20 protein-coding genes are annotated in these 20,305 nt (G+C 65.0%); 10 read left to right on the forward strand and 10 right to left on the reverse strand.

Annotated elements, in window-relative coordinates; translation table 11 throughout:
* Positions 1–156 precede the first annotated feature (156 nt).
* The 10 genes from BLQ92_RS25450 to BLQ92_RS25495 all read left to right on the forward strand — a co-directional run bounded on the left by BLQ92_RS25450 (position 157) and on the right by BLQ92_RS25495 (position 7,609).
* Positions 157–720 (forward strand): RNA polymerase sigma factor, encoded by a 564-nt coding sequence (locus BLQ92_RS25450; protein WP_090688034.1) that lies wholly within the window; start codon positions 157–159, stop codon positions 718–720.
* Positions 717–1,151 (forward strand): DUF3619 family protein, encoded by a 435-nt coding sequence (locus tag BLQ92_RS25455; RefSeq protein WP_090688037.1) that lies wholly within the window; start codon positions 717–719, stop codon positions 1,149–1,151. Before BLQ92_RS25450 ends, BLQ92_RS25455 begins: the two co-directional genes overlap by 4 nt.
* Before the next feature lie 16 nt (positions 1,152–1,167).
* Positions 1,168–1,917: a DUF3106 domain-containing protein gene (locus BLQ92_RS25460; protein WP_090688040.1), complete on the forward strand. Its 750-nt coding sequence runs from the start codon at positions 1,168–1,170 to the stop codon at positions 1,915–1,917.
* Between the two features lie 50 nt (positions 1,918–1,967).
* On the forward strand, positions 1,968–2,498 hold the full coding sequence (locus BLQ92_RS25465; RefSeq protein WP_244106299.1) for an RDD family protein: 531 nt from the start codon (positions 1,968–1,970) through the stop codon (positions 2,496–2,498).
* Positions 2,499–2,576: 78 nt separating this feature from the next.
* The gene (locus BLQ92_RS25470) at positions 2,577–3,521 is read left to right on the forward strand and encodes a UDP-2,3-diacylglucosamine diphosphatase (RefSeq protein ID WP_090688045.1); all 945 of its coding nucleotides are present in this window, start codon (positions 2,577–2,579) and stop codon (positions 3,519–3,521) included.
* 30 nt (positions 3,522–3,551) lie between these two features.
* Entirely contained in the window at positions 3,552–4,583 is a 1,032-nt protein-coding gene (locus BLQ92_RS25475; protein WP_090688048.1) for a glycosyltransferase family 4 protein, read from the forward strand.
* 20 nt (positions 4,584–4,603) lie between these two features.
* The gene (locus BLQ92_RS25480; RefSeq protein WP_090688051.1) at positions 4,604–5,278 is read left to right on the forward strand and encodes a diacylglycerol kinase; all 675 of its coding nucleotides are present in this window, start codon (positions 4,604–4,606) and stop codon (positions 5,276–5,278) included.
* A 195-nt stretch (positions 5,279–5,473) separates the two neighbouring features.
* Positions 5,474–6,199 carry a TetR/AcrR family transcriptional regulator gene (locus tag BLQ92_RS25485; RefSeq protein WP_090688054.1) on the forward strand — a complete coding sequence of 242 codons (726 nt, stop codon included), beginning with the start codon at positions 5,474–5,476 and terminating at the stop codon, positions 6,197–6,199.
* A 2-nt stretch (positions 6,200–6,201) separates the two neighbouring features.
* A complete protein-coding gene (locus BLQ92_RS25490) occupies positions 6,202–6,786 on the forward strand; it encodes an LOG family protein (protein ID WP_090688058.1) in 585 nt (194 codons plus the stop codon).
* 76 nt (positions 6,787–6,862) lie between these two features.
* A complete protein-coding gene (locus BLQ92_RS25495; protein WP_090688061.1) occupies positions 6,863–7,609 on the forward strand; it encodes an SDR family oxidoreductase in 747 nt (248 codons plus the stop codon).
* Between the two features lie 121 nt (positions 7,610–7,730).
* Here BLQ92_RS25495 and BLQ92_RS25500 read toward each other — a convergent pair whose 3' ends face one another.
* From BLQ92_RS25500 to kdpB, 10 genes are all read right to left on the reverse strand, one after another.
* The gene (locus BLQ92_RS25500; RefSeq protein WP_090688063.1) at positions 7,731–8,366 is read right to left on the reverse strand and encodes a DUF924 family protein; all 636 of its coding nucleotides are present in this window, start codon (positions 8,364–8,366) and stop codon (positions 7,731–7,733) included.
* Positions 8,363–9,094: an alanyl-tRNA editing protein gene (locus BLQ92_RS25505; RefSeq protein ID WP_090688066.1), complete on the reverse strand. Its 732-nt coding sequence runs from the start codon at positions 9,092–9,094 to the stop codon at positions 8,363–8,365. The genes BLQ92_RS25500 and BLQ92_RS25505 overlap by 4 nt, the downstream gene beginning before the upstream one ends.
* Before the next feature lie 172 nt (positions 9,095–9,266).
* On the reverse strand, positions 9,267–9,677 hold the full coding sequence (locus tag BLQ92_RS25510; RefSeq protein WP_090688069.1) for a group II truncated hemoglobin: 411 nt from the start codon (positions 9,675–9,677) through the stop codon (positions 9,267–9,269).
* Positions 9,678–9,730: 53 nt separating this feature from the next.
* The gene (locus tag BLQ92_RS25515; RefSeq protein ID WP_175772607.1) at positions 9,731–12,265 is read right to left on the reverse strand and encodes an ABC transporter permease; all 2,535 of its coding nucleotides are present in this window, start codon (positions 12,263–12,265) and stop codon (positions 9,731–9,733) included.
* Between the two features lie 56 nt (positions 12,266–12,321).
* Positions 12,322–12,933, reverse strand: a complete 612-nt coding sequence (locus tag BLQ92_RS25520; RefSeq protein WP_090688072.1) for a DUF4126 domain-containing protein — start codon at positions 12,931–12,933, stop codon at positions 12,322–12,324.
* A 300-nt stretch (positions 12,934–13,233) separates the two neighbouring features.
* Positions 13,234–13,554: a quaternary ammonium compound efflux SMR transporter SugE gene (gene sugE / locus BLQ92_RS25525; RefSeq protein ID WP_090688075.1), complete on the reverse strand. Its 321-nt coding sequence runs from the start codon at positions 13,552–13,554 to the stop codon at positions 13,234–13,236.
* Positions 13,555–13,650: 96 nt separating this feature from the next.
* Positions 13,651–14,349 carry a two-component system response regulator KdpE gene (kdpE, locus tag BLQ92_RS25530; protein WP_090688078.1) on the reverse strand — a complete coding sequence of 233 codons (699 nt, stop codon included), beginning with the start codon at positions 14,347–14,349 and terminating at the stop codon, positions 13,651–13,653.
* Entirely contained in the window at positions 14,342–17,356 is a 3,015-nt protein-coding gene (locus tag BLQ92_RS25535) for a DUF4118 domain-containing protein (protein WP_244106300.1), read from the reverse strand. The genes kdpE and BLQ92_RS25535 overlap by 8 nt, the downstream gene beginning before the upstream one ends.
* Positions 17,357–17,571: 215 nt before the next feature.
* The gene (gene kdpC, locus BLQ92_RS25540) at positions 17,572–18,150 is read right to left on the reverse strand and encodes a potassium-transporting ATPase subunit KdpC (RefSeq protein WP_090688534.1); all 579 of its coding nucleotides are present in this window, start codon (positions 18,148–18,150) and stop codon (positions 17,572–17,574) included.
* Between the two features lie 51 nt (positions 18,151–18,201).
* Positions 18,202–20,286, reverse strand: a complete 2,085-nt coding sequence (gene kdpB, locus BLQ92_RS25545; RefSeq protein WP_090688080.1) for a potassium-transporting ATPase subunit KdpB — start codon at positions 20,284–20,286, stop codon at positions 18,202–18,204.
* Positions 20,287–20,305 lie beyond the last annotated feature (19 nt).

A 20,305-nucleotide genomic window follows, 5' to 3' on the forward strand; every position in this document is an offset into this window, starting at 1 on the left:
ACCTGCAACCGCGCCACGGAAAGGGTCGAAAAATTGCCATAAGTATCAATACCGCTGCGTGTTTTTCCCCAGCGGGCCGAAAGTTTGTTAGCATCCGCCAGTTTTACGACAATTTCGATCGATTACGCGCACGCTCGCTGCGCCGACCCCCAACGGATGGCATCAGACAAGGAACTCGCCGATTTTCTGGCGGGCGTCGAAAGGCGCGCGTTCAAGCAGACGGTCTACGCCGTGCGGGACGACGACGCCTCGCTCGACATCGTGCAAGACGCGATGATCAAGCTCGCCGAAAAATATGGCGACCGTCCAGCAGCCGAACTTCCGCTGCTGTTTCAGCGTATTCTGCAAAATGCGATGCACGACTATTTTCGTCGGCAGAAAGTGCGCAATACTTGGGTCAGCCTGTTCTCCTCGCTCGGCAACGCCGAGGACGACGAATTCGACCCTTTGGAGACATTCGAAGCACAAGAAGGCTCGGTAGGTGCCGAGAGTAGCGAACAGAGGCTGGAGCGCGAACAAGTCTTACAGTTGATTGACGACGAGATCCAAAAATTACCGACACGTCAACGGGAGGCGTTTCTCATGCGTTATTGGGAAGATATGGATGTCGCCGAGACTGCTGCTGCGATGGGCTGCTCCGAAGGCAGTGTGAAAACACATTGCTCGCGGGCCACTCATACGCTGGCACAAGCGCTCAAGGCCAAAGGAATCACGCTATGAGCTCCTCTCTCGATACTAAAGAACTCGAGTTTGCAACGCAGATCCGCCGCGCGCTCGATGAAAACGCTGCCAGCATTTCCCCCGCCGCCGTCGACCGGCTCGCCGTGGCGCGCCGCGCCGCGCTCGCCCGCAAAAAGCCCGAGCCGGTTGCCGCGCCGGTGTTCGTGCCGGCCTTTGCCGGCGCCGCCGGGGCCCTCTCCGGCATGCCGCAAGCCGAAGCCCCGCAGCGCCGCCGTTCGCCGCTGCGCCGCTTTGCGCTCGCCTGGCCGCTGGCCGCACTGGTGGTGAGCCTGGTGGCGATCGCCTACTGGGAAGACCAGCAACGCACCGCTGAACTCGCCGATATTGATGCAGCCATGCTGAGCGACAACCTGCCGCTCAACGCCTATCTCGATCACGGCTTCAACGCGTATCTGTCGCGCGCGCACTGAGCGGGAGACTCTACGGGTGAGCTATAAGCGCGGCCTCGCCGTTGTTTTCGGGTGCGCAATCGCGGCCCTGGTGTCCTTTGCTGCAACCTATCCACGCTTCTACCCGAGCGCCCCGACGGTCGCGGCGCCCGGCAGTGCCGGCGTGCCTGCCAAGGCCGCCGCGCCGGCCTTGGGCGTCGATCTACCGGGCCTGCCCAGCGCGAGCCCCTTGTCCTGGACACGGCTCACCGACGCCGAGCGTCTTGCACTCGCTCCGTTCGCCACTGTCTGGGACACCTTCAGCGACGAACGTAAGCGCAAATGGATCAAGATCGCCTCACGTTATTCGAAGTTGACGCCTGAACAACAAAAGGGCCTGCAAGAGCGCATGACCGAGTGGGTCCGCCTCACGCCTGATCAGCGCCGCGTCGCGCGCGAAAACTATCAGGTCTCGAAAGAGCTGCCGCGCGAAGCCCGCGAAAAAGCATGGAAGGCCTACCAGCAACTGCCGCCCGAACAGAAGGAGCGGCTCGCCGCGAGCGAGCGCAAGCGCCGGCCTACGGTTGTCAGCGCACCGCCGTCGGGCAAAAGCGAGCTGAAGGATATCGAACGCCTCGTCAACGAGCGCGAGCATACGGCGAGCGGCGTGGTCGCCACGGCCGCCGCATCGGGCAGCGGGGCAGCGGTGCCGGTCGGGCCGGCAATTCCCGCCGCCGGCAGCTTTGCCCCCGCCACGCCGGTGCCGGTCTCGCCGCGCGAAGCCCCGTCGCTTTACAACGGTTCGTAAGCACGGCGCGCCCGGCCCGCCGTCCTCCCATCGTGCCCTCCGCGCCCACCGTGCCTCCTTCGCCCACCACGCCCATACCGTCCGCTCCAGTGCCCCCGGCCACGCCTTCGGTGCGCCGCCGGCTCGCGACGATGCTCTACGAAGCTGTGATCCTGTTCGGTGTGGTGTTCCTCGCCGGCTATCTGTTCAGCACGCTCACTCAGCAACGCAATGGCCTGACGCATCACAACCTGCTGGCCGGCTGGATCGGTTTCGTGGTCGGTCTGTACTTTGTGTGGTTTTGGACCCACAGTGGTCAGACCCTGCCGATGAAAACCTGGCGGCTGCGGGTGGTCGCCGCAGACGGCTCGCCGCTCTCGGCGCCACGGGCGATCGTGCGCTACGTGCTGGCATGGCTGTGGTTCCTGCCGCCGCTGGCGCTGCATCCCCTCTTCGGCCTGTCGCTCCCGCACACGCTCGTGCTGGCGGCCATCTGGTTCGTGCTATGGGCCGCCACGGGGCGCCTCGGCGCCAATCGCCAGTTCCTGCATGACCGGCTCGCCGGCACCCGCATCGTCGCCGTCGCCTCCCCTTCCGCGTAATAAGAACTTCTCATGACTGTCACGGCACAGTCACGTGCGGATGGCGCAATACGGGCACTGCAACTCGACGCGTGAGCCATGGACCCCAACACGTCCGCGACTTCCTTGTTCCGCCAGACTGGCCCGAGCGTCGACCCCGTCGCTTTCCGGCCGGACTCTGCCTCCTTCGGCGCCGGCCTGCCGCTGCCACTGCCGCCACTCTCCTCGGAGCCGCAACCCGGCCGTCACGACGACGACCATGAGGAGCCGCACCGCTACCGCACGATCTGGCTGTCGGATATCCATCTGGGTTCGAGCGGCTGCCAGGCGTCGTACCTGCTCGACTTTCTGCGCCACAACGACTCGGAATATCTGTACCTGGTCGGCGACATCATCGACGGCTGGCAGTTGAAGAAAGGCTGGTACTGGCCGCAGGCCCACAACGACGTGGTGCAGAAGATTCTGCGCAAGGCCCGCAAGGGCACCCAGGTGGTGTATATCCCCGGCAACCACGACGAAGCGGCACGCCAGTTCTGCGACCTCGCCTTCGGCGACATCCACGTACGCGGCGAGGCGTTTCACACCACCCTCGCCGGCAAGCGCCTGTGGATCGTGCACGGCGACCTGTTCGACGGCGTGATCCAGCACGCCAAGTGGCTCGCCTACCTCGGCGACACGCTCTACACGCTGATCCTCGTGCTGAACCGCTGGTTCAACCGCATCCGCAGCCGCCTCGGCTTCCAGTACTGGTCGCTGTCGCAGTACCTGAAGCATCAGGTGAAGAACGCGGTGAACTTCATCTCGTCGTTCGAACGCGTGATGACCGATGAAGCGCGCCGCCGCGGTTGCGACGGTGTGGTCTGCGGCCATATCCACAAGGCCGAGATTCGCGACATCGACGGCGTGCTGTATTGCAACGACGGCGACTGGGTCGAAAGCCTGTCGGCGCTCGTCGAGACCTTCGAAGGTGAACTCAAGGTGATTTACTGGACCGTGATGCGTGCGCCCGAGGTCAGCGCGCAAAAGGCCCGGGCGACCGCGTAGTCCTTTTTAACTTCTATTGGGCCAACACCGATGAAGATCATGATCGTCACCGACGCATGGGAGCCGCAGGTCAACGGCGTGGTACGCACGCTGAAGAATACGACCCGCGAGCTCGCCGCACTTGGCCACCGCGTCGATCTCTTGACGCCGCTCGAATTCAAGACGATCCCCTGCCCGACCTACCCCGAGATCCGCCTCTCGCTGTTCCCGAAGCGCAAGCTTCGCGAGCGCATCGACGCATTCGCGCCGGACGCCCTGCACATTGCCACCGAAGGCCCGCTCGGCATGGCAGCGCGCGCCTACGCGATCCAGCACAAGCTGCCGTTCACGACCGCCTATCACACGCGCTTTCCGGAATACGTGCAGGCGCGTTTCGGCATTCCGCTCGCCGCCACCTACAAGTTTCTGCACTGGTTCCACAAGGCATCGCTGGCGGTGATGGCGCCGACACCGGTCGTCAAGGCCGACCTCGAGAAGTTCGGCTTCACGAACGTGGTGCTATGGACGCGCGGTGTCGACCTTGATATCTTCCACCAGATGGATTCCAAGGTACTCAATACGGCGCGGCCGATCTTCCTGTACGTCGGGCGCGTGGCGGTCGAAAAGAACGTCGAAGCGTTTCTCAAGCTCGATCTGCCCGGTTCGAAATGGGTCGCAGGCGAAGGCCCGGCGCTTGCCGAGCTGAAGTCGCGCTATCCGCAGGCGAACTATCTGGGCGTGCTGACCCAGGCCGAACTCGCCAAGGTGTATGCCGCCGCTGACGTGTTCGTGTTCCCGAGCCGCACCGATACCTTCGGCCTCGTGCTGCTCGAAGCGCTTGCCTGCGGCACGCCGGTCGCGGCGTATCCGGTCACCGGCCCGATCGACGTGCTGGGCGACGGCGGCGCTGGCGCGATGCACGAAGACCTGCGCGAAGCCTGCCTCGAAGCGCTGAAGATCGACCGCGACCATGCACGTGCATGGGCTGAGCGCTTCTCGTGGAAAGCCGCCTCCGAGCAGTTTGCCACCCACCTGAAACCGCTGCCGCGGCCCTCGTTCCGCGAGGAGAGCGCGGCCGCCTAACCCGCCCCGCCAAGCAGCCCATGCGAGCAAGAGCCTCCAGCGTCCGGCGCACGCCCCAGCGCGCGCTGCGTTCCGTCGACACCGAAGCGACCGGCATCGAGCCGTTCGACGACGTGCACGAACCCAGCGCGCCAACCGCGGCGGACGGCACGCTCGACGACGCGCGGCGGCCCCGGCCGCTGCCGCACAATCCGCAGCCGGGTTCGGGTTCGGCCTCGGCCGATACCCGCGCGGACCCGGCTCAACACGCCGACGCCCACGAACCGCTCGGCCCGGACGATCCCCTCGCCCCGCTGCCGTTCAATCCCTATAAGGGCAATCGTGGCGTCACGCGCGCGTGGCACGCGATGAAAAACTCGCTGGCGGGTTTTCAGGTCGCGATCCGCGAGGAAAGCGCGTTCCGCCAGGAGCTGACGCTCGCGGCGATCCTCGTGCCGTGCGGGGTGATCGTGCCGGTCGATCCGGTCGGGCGCGTGCTGCTGCTCGGCTCGGTGCTGCTGGTGCTGATCGTAGAATTGTTAAATTCGAGCGTCGAGGCCGCGATTGACCGCATCTCGCTCGAGCGGCACGAATTGTCGCGGCGTGCCAAGGATCTCGGCAGCGCCGCCGTGATGGTGGCCTTGGGCATGTGCGTGATGACGTGGGCGCTGATTGTCGGCCCTCTTGTGGTGCATTGGATTAAAGCGTGGCTGTAGTGCTTGCGGCACGCTTATACGTACAGGTAAGCGCCACATAAAGGGTACAAACAAGCCCCACGGCGTGAAAACCCTGAGTTCGACCTTGATATGAGAACGGTCGGTTTATAATCGGCCGGCACACTCACATACCAACCGCGTCAGGGTGGACCACGCAGTCGCGCGGCCAACCCGGCGCTCTCAGGGCCGGACGACATGGAAGCCAAACCTCCCCGCCGCACCCGCGAACGGATTCTCGAACTGTCGTTGAAGCTATTCAACGAGATCGGCGAGCCGAACGTCACGACAACGACGATCGCCGAGGAAATGGAAATCAGTCCGGGCAACCTGTACTACCACTTCCGCAACAAAGACGACATCATCAACAGCATCTTCAGCCAGTTCGAGCAGGAGATCGAAAAGCGTCTGCGCTTTCCGGACGATCACCGCGCGACGATCGACGAGATGTGGTCCTACTTGCAGTACATGGTCGATTTCACGTGGCGCTACCGCTTCCTGTACCGCGACCTGAACGATCTGCTGGCGCGTAACCGCACGCTGGAGACGCACTTCAAGCAGATCATCAGCCACAAGGTGCGCTTTGCGAGCCAGTTCTGCGAGCAACTGGTCGCGGACGGCGAAATGGTGGCGACCCCCGACGAGTTGCATGTGATTGCGACCAACGTCGGGGTGATCGGCACGTACTGGCTGTCGTACCAGTTCGTGATGAATCCGCGCAAGTACAACGAACAGGAAGCAATCCGCGCCGAACTGCATCAGGTCAGCGTGCAGATCGTTTCGCTGATGGCGCCGTATCTGCGCGGCCGCTCGCGGCAGCTCTTCGACGACCTCATTTCGGGCAAGCTGCCCAAGCGCGAGTTCTACGACTACCTGCCGCCCAAGGAAGGCGCTGCGCCTCGCAACGAACCGAAGGACGTTTGAACATGAAGTCGGTGTGTGTGTACTGCGGCTCCTCCGACGGGGCCAAACCGCTTTACGCCGAGGCCGCACGCGGCTTCGGCCGCGCTCTGGTCGACGCCGGCCTGGCGCTCGTCTATGGCGGCGGCAAGGTGGGCCTGATGGGCGTGATCGCCGACGAGGTGATGGCCGCAGGCGGCCGTGCGATTGGCGTGATTCCCGAGTTGCTCGTCAACAAGGAAGTCGGCCACAACGGCCTGACCGAATTGCACGTCGTGCCCGACATGCACCAGCGCAAGAAGATGATGGCGGACCTCTCGGACGCGTTCGTCGCCATGCCCGGCGGCGCCGGCACGCTCGAAGAGCTGTTCGAGGTCTACACGTGGGCGCAACTCGGCTATCACCAGAAACCGGTGGCGCTCCTCAACATCGACGGCTACTACGATCCGCTGATCGCGATGCTCGAACATACGGTGCAGGAAGGCTTCATGCGCCGGACCTATTTCGACATCCTGCAGGTCGATGCCGATCCGGCGGGCCTGATCGCCAAACTGCGGGGCTACCAGCCGCCGCCGAAAGACAAGTGGGCCGGTAGCCGCGACGTGGTTTGAGCACGGCGCTGGATCGGCTCGGTATCGTCTAGTACAGCCCGACGCTACGCAGCGGGCTGCATGACCGAAGGCAACCATGACAAAAGTCGTTCTGATCACGGGCGCAAGCCGCGGCATCGGCCGCGCGACGGCGCGTTTGCTGGGCGCACACGGCTGGTCGGTCGGCGTGAACTACGCGCACAACGAAGCCGCTGCGCAGGAAACCGCCGCCGAAGTGGGACGCGCTGGCGGTCATGCCCGGGTAATCCGGGGCGACGTGGCACAGGAAGCGGACGTGATCGCCATGTTCGACGCCGTCCAGCATGCCTTCGGGCGGCTCGATGCGCTGGTGAACAACGCCGGCATCGTCGCCCCGTCGATGCAGCTCGCCGACATGGACGCCGCGCGCCTGAAGCGCCTGTTCGACGTCAACGTGCTCGGCGCCTATCTGTGCGCCCGCGAAGCCGCGCGGCGCATGTCGAAAGACCGTGGCGGCGAAGGCGGCGCGATCGTCAATGTTTCGTCGGCGGCCTCGCGCCTCGGCTCGCCCAACGAATATGTCGACTACGCCGGGTCGAAAGGCGCCATCGATACCCTGACCATTGGTCTTGCCAAGGAGCTCGGTCCGCAAGGCGTGCGGGTCAACGCCGTGCGGCCAGGGCTGATCGACACTGAGATTCACGCGAGCGGCGGCCGTCCCGAGCGCGCGGCGGTACTCGGTTCGCAGACGCCACTGGGCCGCCCCGGCAGCGCCGAGGAAGTCGCGGAAAGCATCGTTTGGCTGCTGAGCGATGCAGCGTCGTATGTGAACGGCGCACTGCTCGATGTGAGCGGCGGGCGCTAAGCGGCGGCGCCGGTTGCATGGGTCGCTAAGGGAGTTTGCGCCGGTGACGCACGACGCGGACCAATAAGAGGAAACGCGCCGTCGGGTCTGGCAGGCACAGCAACACGCCGCGCCCCCTGGTTCAGAACGACGAGCCTGGTTTGCGCAGGAACACCAACTCTTCTTCCGTGGACGGCCGGCCGAGCAACACGTTGCGATGCGGAAACCGCCCGAACCGCTCGATCACCCCTGCATGTCTTAACGCCGAACGGTAGTAACTCGCACCCGCCGGCTCCGCCTCGAACGGTTTGAACAGGCGCACTGCCTCATGCTGGCTAGCCGCCGTTTCGTCGTGCTCGAACGGCAGATACGCGAAAGCACGATGAAACAGATCCGGCAACAACAGGTCGGCGCCAGTTTCAACCATTTGCCTGGTAATCCTCAATGCTTGCCCATCTGCCGCAAACGCGCGCGCGGTCCCACGATAGAGATTGCGCGAAAACTGGTCGAGCACGATGACGAGCGCCAGCGCCCCAAGCGGTGTGCAGGTCCACGCGTCCAGATCACCCTGCAGCGCCGCCGCGTGCAGCACGCCGAAGCGCTCGTGCAACATGGCGTCGAACGCGGCATCGCGCGCGAACCACGCCTTTCTGTCGTGCCCATAGGTTGCCGAACCGGGCGTCCCGAACCAGCAGTCGAGCACCGCCCGGGCGAGCGCGTCGAGTGCGGCGTAGTCTTCCGCCACGTCGTAGGCCGCGGGACCGGATAAGCCGCTCATGCGAACTCAAGCACCAGCCGGCGCGTACGGGCGCTCTTTTTCTCGAGCTTACCGACACGCACAGCGCCGATTTCTCGCGTATTGCGCACATGGGTGCCGCCGCACGGCTGTAAATCGATGCCTTCGATGCGCAACAGACGCACGCAGCCGAGCCCCATCGGTGGCTTCACGCTCATTGTGCGGACAAGCTCGGGACGCTCCGCCATTTGCGCGTCGGTAATCCATTCAGTGATGACGCCATGCGCCCCGCCGACCAGTTCCGCGAGCCGCGCATCGACCTGCTCTCGCTCGATCGGCTCAACCGTCGCGAAGTCGAGCCGCGCATAGTCACTGGTGATGCTGCAGCCGTCTACCGGATACGGCAGCACTGCGCACATCAGATGACTGGCCGTATGCAGGCGCATATGGCGATAGCGGCGCGCCCAGTCGATCTGCGCCGTGACGCGCATACCCGCCGCAAGACCCGCGAGCAGCGCTTCTTGCCCAGGCGCAGGGACGTGCACCGCATCGTCGGGCGTCGCGCCCTCGAATTTCGCCTTGCGTGTATCCGCGATCTCGACGCGGGTGCCGTCCGCCAACGTCAGCACGCCGCTATCGCCGGCCTGACCGCCGCCGAGCGGATAGAACACGGTCTGGTCGAGATGGATGCCCTGCTCGTCGATCGCGGTGAGCGTCGCTTCGCACTGCGTCAGGTATGCGTCGTCACGGAAAAGTGCACGCGTAGTCATGGTTCGGACCTCTTTCCGGTATTGCTGCAAAAGGTCATTATGCCGACCCGATAAGCCGCGAGGAAGCTGGCCAAACAGCCAATCGGACACGCCGTCAGCGTCACTGTACTGGTCGATTCGCCGGGCCAGTCGGACGCCTCCACGGGCTGCGGATCCCGGCCCGCCGCCCCCGTCAACCCGGCCGGTTGCGCATCCAGTCAGCTGTGTCGAAGAACGAGTGCAGCAGGCGTTCGCGCAGCGGCTCCGCAAGACCCACGTCTTCCATCGCCCACGCCATGCAGCGCAGCCACTGGTCGCGCTCACTCGACGCAATCGCAAACGGCAGATGCCGCGCACGCAGACGCGGATGGCCAAAGCGGCTGATGTAGTGGTCCGGTCCGCCTAGCCAGCCGCACAGGAACCAGAAGAATTTGTCGCGAGAGCCCTCGAGGCTCGGCGGATGCAGGGCGCGGATGCCTGCGAATTCGGGCTCGAGGTCCATCAGGTCATAGAAACGGTCGATGAGTTCGCGCACGCGCGCCTCGCCGCCCACCAGTTCGAAGGCCGTCGGTTGGGCCGGCGCTTCGTCGATTGGATCGGTCATACGGTCAACTGCAACCTGCAAAAGGAATCGAAAAAGGAATGCTGTGGTATCGCTCAAGCGTCGCGCAGCGACTGCAGCGCGGGCCGCGCCAGCACATGACGCAGGCTCAGCCAGCCGCCCACACCCGCACAGGCAATGCCTGCCGCGATACCCGCCGGCAGCAGCCACGGATCGAAGTTCAGGTAGAAGAAAAACACCCGCGTGGCAAGCTGCCAGCCGATCACCTGCGCACCCACCGCCGCCATCAGCCCAGCCAGCGCCCCCACCGCGACGAACTCCGCCACCTGCACGGCACGCACCTGCTGGTGCGAGGCGCCGAGCGCGCGCAGCAGCGCGGATTCTCGCATACGCTCGTCACGCGTGCCGGCGAGCGCCGCGTACAGCACCAGCACACCGGCCGCGAGCGTGAAGGCAAACAGGAACTGCACCGCGCCGATCACCTGCTCCAGCATGCGTTGCATCTGCGCGAGAATCGGGCCGACGTCGATCACTGTGAGGTTCGGATAAGCGGCGATCAGGCCATCGATGGTCACGCTCTTCTCCGGCGGCAAATGGAAACTCGTGATAAAGCTGGCCGGGAAATCCTGCAGCGCGGCGGGCGGCATCAGCACGAAAAAGTTGACCTTGAACGAGCCCCAGTCGAGCTTGCGCACGCTCGTCACAGGTGCATCGATCTGCAAGCCCGTCACGTCGAAGCGCAGCGTGTCGCCGGGCTTCACGTGAACCAGTTTGGCGAGGCCTTCCTCGATCGAGATCTGCGGCGTCTTCGTGTCGCCGTACCAGTTGCCCGCGACGATGCGGTTGTCGTCGGGCAGGCTCGTCGTATAGGACAGGTTGAATTCGCGGTCGACGAGGCGTTTCGCGTCGTCGCTCTTGTACTGGTCCGGATTGACCGGTTTGCCGTTGATCGAGATGAGGCGGCCGCGCACCATCGGCGCGAGCGCGACATCAGGCACGCCGTGGCTCGTGAGGTACTGCATGACGCCCGCGCGCTGATCGGGCTGGATGTCGATGATGAACTGATTCGGCGCATCGGGCGGCGTCGATTTGCGCCAGCCGGCTACCAGATCGTTGCGGGTCATCGCGATCAGCAACAGGCACATCAGACCGATCCCGAGCGCGGTGATCTGCAACGCGCTCGCGCTGCTGCGCCGCTCGAGCGAAGCCAGCGCGTAGCGCCAGCCGATGCCCAGATTGAAGCGCTCGCTGCGCACGATGCGCGAGCCGCCCCACAATGCGACCCGGGCGAGCGCAGCGAACACCAGCATGCCGCCGGCAAAACCGCCGGCCACGATCCCACCCAGTTTCAACTCGCCGGCCGCCACGATCAGAAGCCCCGCGAACAGCGCGATCCCCAGTGCGTAGGCGGCCCAGGCGGTGCGCGCTTCCTCGCCCCACTCGCGGCGCAGCACGCGCACCGGCGGCACCCGCGTCAAGGGCAGCAGCGGCGGCAACGCGAACCCCAGCAGCAACACCAACCCCGCCGCGATGCCTTCGAGTGCGGGCCACGCCGTGGGGTACGGCAGCACCACGTCGATCAGGCTGCCGAGCCAGCTCAGCAAGGCCAGATGTCCGGCATAGCCAAGCAGCACGCCGACCGCCCCGCCAATCAGACCGAGGCCAATGAACTCCAGCAGGAACAGCGAGCGCAGCGTGCGCTGGCTGACGCCCAGACAGCGCATCACGGCACAGCCATCCAGATGCCGGCGCATGTAGCGGTGTGCCGCCATCGCAATCGCCACGGCCGCCAGCATCGCTGTCAGCAGTGAAACGAGCGTCAGAAAATGCCCTGCCCGATCGAGCGTTTCGCGCACCTGCGGCTGGCCGTCCTTCAGCGATTCGAGTGCGACCCCGCGCATCTTGCCGTCGTCGACGCGGGCATGCGCAAAGGCGGCGAATTTCTCCACCGGCGCCTGAGCACCGGCCACCAGCAATCGATAGGTGACGCGGCTGCCGAACACGATCAGTCCGGTCGACGCCACTTCGTCCTCACGCAACATCAAGCGCGGCGAGAAATTGACGAAGCCGAAGCCGCGGTCCAGTTCGCGCGTGATGATCGCGCCGATCGTAAAGCTGCGGCTGCCGACTTTCACGCTATCGCCGACATGCACTTTCAGCGCATCGAGCAGCGCCTGATCCACCCAGACCGTGCCGGGTGCGGGAATGCCTTGGGCCGGATGATCGGGAGCGCCGGGCGCCGTCGTGATGCGTAAGGCGCCACGCAGCGGATACGCCAGCGACACCGCCTTGAGCGCCGCCAGCCGCGAAACCGGCTGGGCGCCCATCGTACTGATCATGCTGGGGAAGATGGTGGTGGTCGCCATCCGCAGACCGAGCGCTTTGGCTTCGGCCGTGAATTGCGGATCGACGGGGTGGTCGGCGCGCACGATGAAATCGGCGCCGATCATGCGCCGGGCGTCGCGCTCGAGCCCCTGATGCAAACGGTCGGCGAGGAAACCGACGCTTGAGAGGGCCGCCACTGCCAGCACCAGCGCGAGCAGCAGCATCGTCAGTTCGCCGGCACGCCAGTCGCGCTCGGCCATGCGCGCCGCCTGGCGCACCAGATCGGCCCAGCTAAAACGCCGCATCGGCGCGCCCCGCACAACCGGCACGGCCGGCGCCGGCGAAACCCGTGCCTGATCGCTCAATCGTGCCGGCTCCTGACGAGGCGCGACACCATGTGCGTGGCCATGCCGCGAAAGCCGCCCTGCACGCCGCGCCACAGACGCGGCAGCGCCCAGCTCGCCAGCATCAGAAAGCCGATCAACAGCAGCAGGAACAATACGGGTACGAAAAGCGCCAGCAGCAGACCGCCGAACACAAGCCCATCCTCGGCGGTCGAAGTCACAACATTCGACACCGGTTCAGGCGAGAGATTGATGAGTGCGCGCGTGCCGGCCTTGGCCAGGTGCGCGGTGCCGGCGAGCGTGCCGCCTGCCAGCGCGGCCACGGTCAGGAGCGCCGGATCGGCATGGCCGAGCGCACCGGCGGCCAGCACCGCGCCGGCCGGAATGCGAATAAAGGTATGGATGGCGTCCCACAGCGAATCGAACGCGGGGATCTTGTCGGCCAGAAACTCGGTGACCGTCAGCACGCCGGCGACCCCGATTACCCACGGCGAAGCGAGCGCGGACAAGGTGTCGGGCAGGTGGATCAGGCCGAGCCGCGCAAACACGCCGGCTACCAGGACCGTGAGATAGAGGCGCAGGCCACTGCCCCAAGACAGGCCCGCTGCGAGCGAAAGTGATTCAAGCATGGCCGCCTCCAGGCGCGCTGCGCGTGCCGCGCGCTCCGGGCAGCGGAACGCCTCCGCGCCGAAGCCGCCAGACCCGCGCCAAGCCGGACGCGGGACAAGTTCAAATTGAGATCGACTTCATTATAGCCACGTTAATTCGCAGACCGCAGAGCGGACTGCAATTTGTGGTTGTAATAGTGGCTAACACTGACATGCGCTAGCCACTTGGGCCGCCCGGAAGCCGGTTACGGAAACCCGCCATGGCGTGCTGCGCACTGCGGGGCGCTGCAGGTGCAGAAGAATGGCCGCCTCAGCGCCGCATCAATGGCCGGAGGAGAGTTTCAGTCCGATCAGGCCGACTACGATCAGCGCCGCGCTCGCTACCCGCGCCACCGTCAACGCTTCACCCATTATGACGATGCCAAAAATAAACGCGCCCACCGCGCCGATCCCGGTCCATACCGCATAGGCGGTGCCGAGCGGCAACTGGCGCATAGCCATGGCAAGCAGCACGAAACTGCCGAGCGCGGTCACCACGGTGAACACGGAGGGCCACAGGCGGGTAAAGCCTTCGGAGGTCTTGAGACCGGCCGCCCACGCGACTTCGAGCAAACCGGCAATCAGCAGAAGAATCCAGGACATAAGACGACTCCATGGGTTAGATGGGGCCGTCCCCGTTCGATCTGAATGCGCAAGGTTGTCCTTACGTTCTGTAATTATATCAAGATTGGAGGATCCTCACGCCGCCCCGACGAGCCGGTATCCGACCCCCGTTTCGGTGACGATATGTTCCGGCTGCGCCGGATCGCGTTCCAGCTTCTGCCGCAAATGCGCCATGTAGATGCGCAGGTAGTGGTGGCTCTCCACATGCGACGGTCCCCACACGTCGCGCAGCAACTGGCGGTGCGTCAGCACGCGGCCCGCATGCCGCACGAGGGTGGCCAGCAGCCGGTACTCGATCGGTGTGAGGTGGACCGGCGCGCCATCGCGGCTCACCTGGCGCAGCGCCAGATCGACCGTCACTGCACCGAAGTGGACCTGTGGCGATTCGTTGGCGCCGCCCTGGTTGCGGCGGCGCATGTGGGCGCGAATCCGCGCCATCAGTTCCGACACGCCGAACGGCTTGGTCAGGTAGTCGTCGGCGCCGGCGTCGAGCGCGGCCACCTTCTCGGCCTCCTGGGTGCGCGCCGACAACACGATCACCGGCAGGTCGCTCCAGCCACGTAGTTCGCGGATCACGTCGAGGCCGTCGGTGTCGGGCAGGCCCAGATCGACGATCACGAGGTCGGGTTTGCGCGTGGCGGCTTCGACGAGCCCCTGCTTGCCGGTCTCGGCGTCGTGGACGACGATGCCCTCGCCTTCCAGCGAGGCACGCACGAAACGGCGAATCTGTTTTTCGTCTTCGATCAGGACGACGGTAATGCTCGGGTCACTCATGGGTGGGCTTCGATGTCTGCTTAGGGGACAACTCGGGTGACAACTCAGATGTCAGCTTAGGTGGCAACACAGGTGACAAATCAGATGACAACTCAGGGGACGATTCGGGCGACGGCTCAGGGCTTACGCTGGACGACAACGCGGCGTCCGGGTTATCCGGCGCAGCGACGGGAGCAGCGATGGCACGCGCTTCATGCTGACCGCGCGACAGGGCGTCGTCTGCTTCGTTAATCTCTGAATCGTCGTCGAGCGCTTCCGGCGCGGGCGGCGGGGTTTCTACCGGCAAGTTGAACCAGAAGCGCGCGCCCTCGACACGGCCGTCGCGCGACATCCGGTTCAGTGCGCCGATAGTACCGCCATGCGCTTCGACAATGGCGCGGCAAATCGCCAGGCCCAAACCGATACCCGGTTTGGCCGACTCTTTCTCGCCGCGGGTAAATTTCTCGAACACCCGCGCCTCCATGCCGACGGGCAGCCCCGGACCGGTATCGTCGACGGTGACGCGGACGAACGGCTTGCCGTCCTCGTCGATCACATCCGCACCGATCGTGAGCGGCGTATCGGCCGGCGTGTACTTGGCCGCGTTCTCGAACAGGTTCGAGAAAAGCCGCTCCATCAGCACCGCGTCGAGTTGCAGCAGCGGCAGATCGGAGGGCAATTTCACCTGCACCGGGTGATCAGCCAGCACACGGCGGCAGGCTCGCAGCGCAGCACCCACCGTCTCTTCCAGCAGCGACCACTGGCGGTTCAGTTGCAGGCCGCCGGCTTGCAAGCGCGCCATGTCGAGCAGATTGGTGACGATGCCGGTCATGCGCAGCGCCTCTTCGTGGATCGCCTCGACCAGATCGTCGCCAGGCTGCTTGACTGCCTGGCCTTCGCGAGTCTGCGCGAGCATCGACGAGAAGCCGACGATCGTCGTGAGCGGCGTGCGCAGGTCGTGCGAAATCGCCGACAGCAGCGAATTGCGCAAGCGCTCCGACTCCATGTTGACGAGTGCGTCGCGCGCGATGTCGACGTAGTGGACGCGCTCCACGGCGAGCGCAATCTGCGCGGCAAACGCGTCGAGCATACGCTGCTGCTCGGGCACGGCGAGTTCGCGTTCATCGCGCATCACCACTGCCAGCACGCCGCGCGTGCGCATCGGCGCCTTCAGCGGCAGATACAGTGCCGCAGCGGCAGGCAGCGTGTCGGTGCCATGACCGGCCGGCTTCTGCTGGTCGTACACCCACTGCCCCACGTCGATATCGAGCGCTTCGCCTTCCAGCGTAATCGCCGCGTCGGGGTCTTCGATTTTCTGCTTCACCTGATCCGCGCTGTCTGGCAGCAGGATCGCCACGCGCGCGCCGAACACCTCGCTCACGTGACGGCTGCCGATGCCGACGATCTGTTCCATCGTCAACGCCGCGGCCAGTTCGCGCGCCATCGCATACATTGCGCCGGTACGCTGTTCGCGGCGCCGCGCCACGCTGGCCTCGCGGCGCAGGCTCGAGGTCAGATGGCTGATCACCAGCGACGTGAGCAGCATGCTGAAGAAGGTCAACAGATACTGTGTGTCCGAGACCGAGAACGACATGCGCGGCGGCACGAAGAAGTAATCGAAGGCCGCCACGCTGACAAACGACTGCACCACCCCCGGCCCGCGGCCCAGCTTCACGGCGGTGAAAATCACGCCGAGCAGGTACAGCATCACCAGGTTGGTCAGGTCGATATGGGCGAACAACTGGCTGGCCACCACCGTGATGCCGAGGCAAATGGTCAGCGCCCAGCCGTAGGCGCCCGGCGGCGAGCGGCGCTCGCGCGCCGCGGTCAATGCCTCGCGCCAGGCGTTCACGCCCTCGTCGAGAGTGGTGCGGCGCTCGAGGCCGTCGCGCTCCGAGGTCGCGCGAATCAAGGTCAGATCGAGGTCGCCCGCGCGTTCGGCGATGCGGTCGCCGAGCGGGCGGCGCAGCCAGCGCCCGACGCCGGTGCGCGCCGAAGCACCCGCCACCAGCTTCGAGACGTTACGCACCCGCGCATAGCCGATCAGGGCTGCGACAGCGTCAGTGCCGGCCAGCGTGGCCGTTTCCGCGCCGAGTTCGGCTGCGAGCCGCAGCGCGTTCAGCGTACGTTCGCGACGCGCGTCGGGCAGGCGTTGCAGTTTTGGTGTTTCGACATACACCGCGAGCCAGTCGGCTTTGAGACTGGCGGCAAGGCGAGCGGCCGCGCGCACCAGGACCGGCGCTTCCGGACCCGGCCCGACGCACACCAGCAAGCGTTCGCGTGCCTGCCAGATACGCTGGATCGAACGGTCGGCGCGGTACTCGCGCATCTGTGCATCGACGCGGTCGGCGGTGCGGCGCAACGCCAGCTCGCGCAGCGCGATCAGGTTGCCCTTGCGAAAGAAGTTGCGTACCGCACGCTCGGCCTGCTGCGCCATGTAGACCTTGCCGTCGCGCATGCGGTCGAGCAGTTCCTCGGCCGGCAAGTCGACCAGCGTCACTTCGTCGGCGCGATCGAACACGCGGTCCGGGACGGTCTCCCACACGCGGATGCCGGTGATCTGGCCGACCACGTCGTTGAGGCTTTCGAGGTGCTGGACGTTGACCGTGGTGTAGACGTCGATGCCCGCATCGAGCAGCTCGTAGACGTCCTGCCAGCGCTTCAGATGGCGTGCGCCCTGCACGTTCGAATGCGCGAGTTCGTCGACGAGGATCAGTTGTGGCTTGCGGGCCAGCGCGGCGTCGAGATCGAACTCGGCGAGCTTGCGGCCACGGTATTCGAAATGCGCGAGCGGCAGGACATCGAGACCTTCGAGCAGCGCCGCGGTTTCGCCGCGGCCATGGGTCTCGGCAATCCCGACCACCACATCCACACCTTCGTCGCCGCGCCGCTTGGCGGCCTGCAGCATCGCGTACGTCTTGCCCACTCCGGCCGACGCGCCGAAGAATATCTTCAGCTTGCCGCGCTGGCGCTTTTCTTCGTCGCGTTGCAGCTTGTCGAGCAACTCGTCTGGATCGGGTCGGTTCATGCGTTCTGATTTAAGTTCTGTTCGATGCCAGCCTCAATGGGACCAAGAGGCTGCATCAGGTACATGGTGGCACGGTAGTGACTTCACCGCAAACGGCGACCCCCGGAAGGCCGGCCCCCGCAAATGGCGGCCACAAAGTGCAGCCACGAAACACCGCGCCACAAATGGCAAAGACGGCGCCACCCCGGGCGCCGTCCTTGTCCTCCCTCACTCTCTTAGCCTTGATGCGCGGCGTCGAGTGCGAGATTCAGTTGCAGCACGTTGACACGCGCTTCGCCAAGCACGCCGAACTGACGGCCGCTCGTGTAACGGTCGACCAGCGCCTGCACGTCGTTCGGCGACATCTTGCGCGCCTTCGCAACGCGGTCGATCTGGTAAGCCGCCGCAGCCGGGGTGATTTCCGGATCGAGGCCGCTCGCTGACGACGTCACGAGATCGACCGGCACCGGCTTCGACATATCGGTGCCGGCTGCCTTCAACGCATCGAGACGGCCTTTGATCTCATCGGCCAGCGCCGGGTTGGTCGGGCCGAGGTTCGAGCCACCCGAGTTGGCCGCGTTATACGGCATCGGGCTGGTAGCCGACAAGCGGCCCCAGAAGTACTGCGGCGCGTCGAACTGCTGGCCGATCAGCTTCGAGCCGACTACCTTGCCGTTCTGTTCGATGATGCTGCCGTTGGCCTCGTCGTGGAATGCGGTCTGGCCAATGGCGGTCATCACGGCCGGATAAGCGAGTCCCGTGATTGCCGACAGTACGGCAAAGATCACGATAAGCGGACGAAAAAGTTTCATGATTGGCAATCCTTTTAGACGCGTCCGGCAGACAACGCTGCCGGACGCACCCTGTTAAACCCAGCCGAACGCGGCCAGCACCATGTCGATCAGCTTGATGCCGATAAACGGCACGATGATCCCGCCCAGGCCATACACCAGCAGATTGCGGCGCAGCAGGATCGAGGCGCCCAGCGGCCGGTACTTCACACCCTTCAGTGCCAGCGGAATCAGCAGCACGATGATCAGTGCGTTGAAGATCACCGCCGACATGATTGCGGAAGCCGGCGTCGCCAGATGCATCACGTTCAGCGCGTTCAGCGCCGGATACGTTGTAGCGAATGCCGCCGGGATGATCGCGAAGTACTTGGCGACGTCGTTGGCAATCGAGAAGGTCGTCAGCGAGCCGCGCGTCATCAGCATCTGCTTGCCGATTTCGACGATCTCGATCAGCTTGGTCGGATTCGAATCGAGGTCGACCATGTTGCCGGCTTCTTTCGCTGCCTGGGTGCCGGTGTTCATCGCCACTGCCACGTCGGCTTGCGCCAGCGCCGGAGCGTCGTTAGTACCGTCACCGGTCATCGCCACCAGACGGCCTTCGGCCTGGTGCGCGCGGATCGTCGACAGCTTGGCTTCCGGAGTCGCTTCCGCGAGGAAGTCGTCCACACCGGCTTCCGCAGCAATCGCGGCAGCGGTGAGGCGGTTATCGCCCGTCACCATGATGGTCTTGATACCCATCTTGCGCAGTTCGGCGAAACGCTCCTTGATGCCGCCCTTGACGATGTCCTTCAACTCGATCACGCCAAGCACGCGTGCGCCCTGCTCGCCCTTCTCGGCCACCACCAGCGGCGTGCTGCCGCGGCGTGCCACTTCAGCGACGGCGTTGTTCACTTCAGCCGGATAACGGCCGCCGTTCGCTTCGACGTAGTTCTTGACCGCATCGGCTGCGCCCTTGCGGATCTCACGACCCGGGAGGTCCACACCGCTCATCCGCGTTTGCGCGGTAAAGGCGAGGAACACAGCGTGCAACGACGCCATGTCGCGAGCGCGGATGTTGAAGCGCTGCTTGGCGAGCACCACGATGCTGCGGCCTTCCGGCGTTTCGTCCGACAGCGACGACAGTTGCGCAGCGTCAGCGAGCGTTTCTTCGGTCACACCCGGCGCCGGCACGAAGGTCGAAGCCTGACGGTTGCCGAGCGTGATCGTGCCGGTCTTGTCGAGCAGCAGCACGTCGACGTCACCCGCAGCTTCCACGGCACGGCCCGAGGTCGCAATCACGTTCGCCTGCATCATGCGGCTCATCCCCGCCACGCCGATGGCCGACAGCAGGCCGCCGATGGTGGTAGGAATCAGGCACACCAGCAGTGCCACCAGCGCGGTGATCGTCACCACGTGGCCGGCCTTGGCCGCTTCGACCGAGAACATCGAGAACGGCAGCAGCGTCGCGGTAGCGAGCAACATGACGATGGTCAGCGCGACCAGCAGAATCGTCAGGGCGATTTCGTTCGGCGTCTTTTGACGCTTCGCGCCTTCGACCATCGCGATCATGCGGTCGAGGAAGGCTTCGCCCGGATTGGCCGTGACGCGCACGACGATCCAGTCCGACAGCACCCGCGTGCCGCCCGTCACCGACGAGAAGTCGCCGCCCGATTCGCGGATCACCGGTGCGGATTCGCCGGTGATGGCCGATTCGTCCACCGACGCGACGCCATCGATCACTTCGCCGTCAGCCGGGATCACGTCTCCGGTTTCCACCAGCACGACGTCACCCTTGCGCAGATCCGTCGCCGTCATGATGCGGATCGGCGCCTTCGGATGCGGTTCGTTGAGCTTCTTGGCCATCACGTCTTTCTTCGCACTGCGCAGCGACGCCGCCTGGGCCTTGGAACGGCCTTCAGCGAGCGCTTCCGCGAAGTTGGCGAACAGCACCGTGAACCACAGCCACAGCGTGACCGCGAGGATGAACCCCGCAGGCGCTTCGGCCTGGCCGCCCAGCGCGGCGATCCAGAGGATCGTCGTCAGGATGCTGCCGACGTACACGCAGAACATCACCGGGTTACGGAACTGCGTGCGTGGCGTGAGTTTCTTGAATGAGTCCACGATCGCCGGACGCACTAGCGTCGGATCGAACATGGACCGCGTTGCATTATGTTCAGTCATTGAATCCTCGTTTTTCCCG

Origin of the sequence: Paraburkholderia phenazinium (assembly GCF_900100735.1) — a bacterium.
GTDB classification, from domain to species: domain Bacteria; phylum Pseudomonadota; class Gammaproteobacteria; order Burkholderiales; family Burkholderiaceae; genus Paraburkholderia; species Paraburkholderia phenazinia.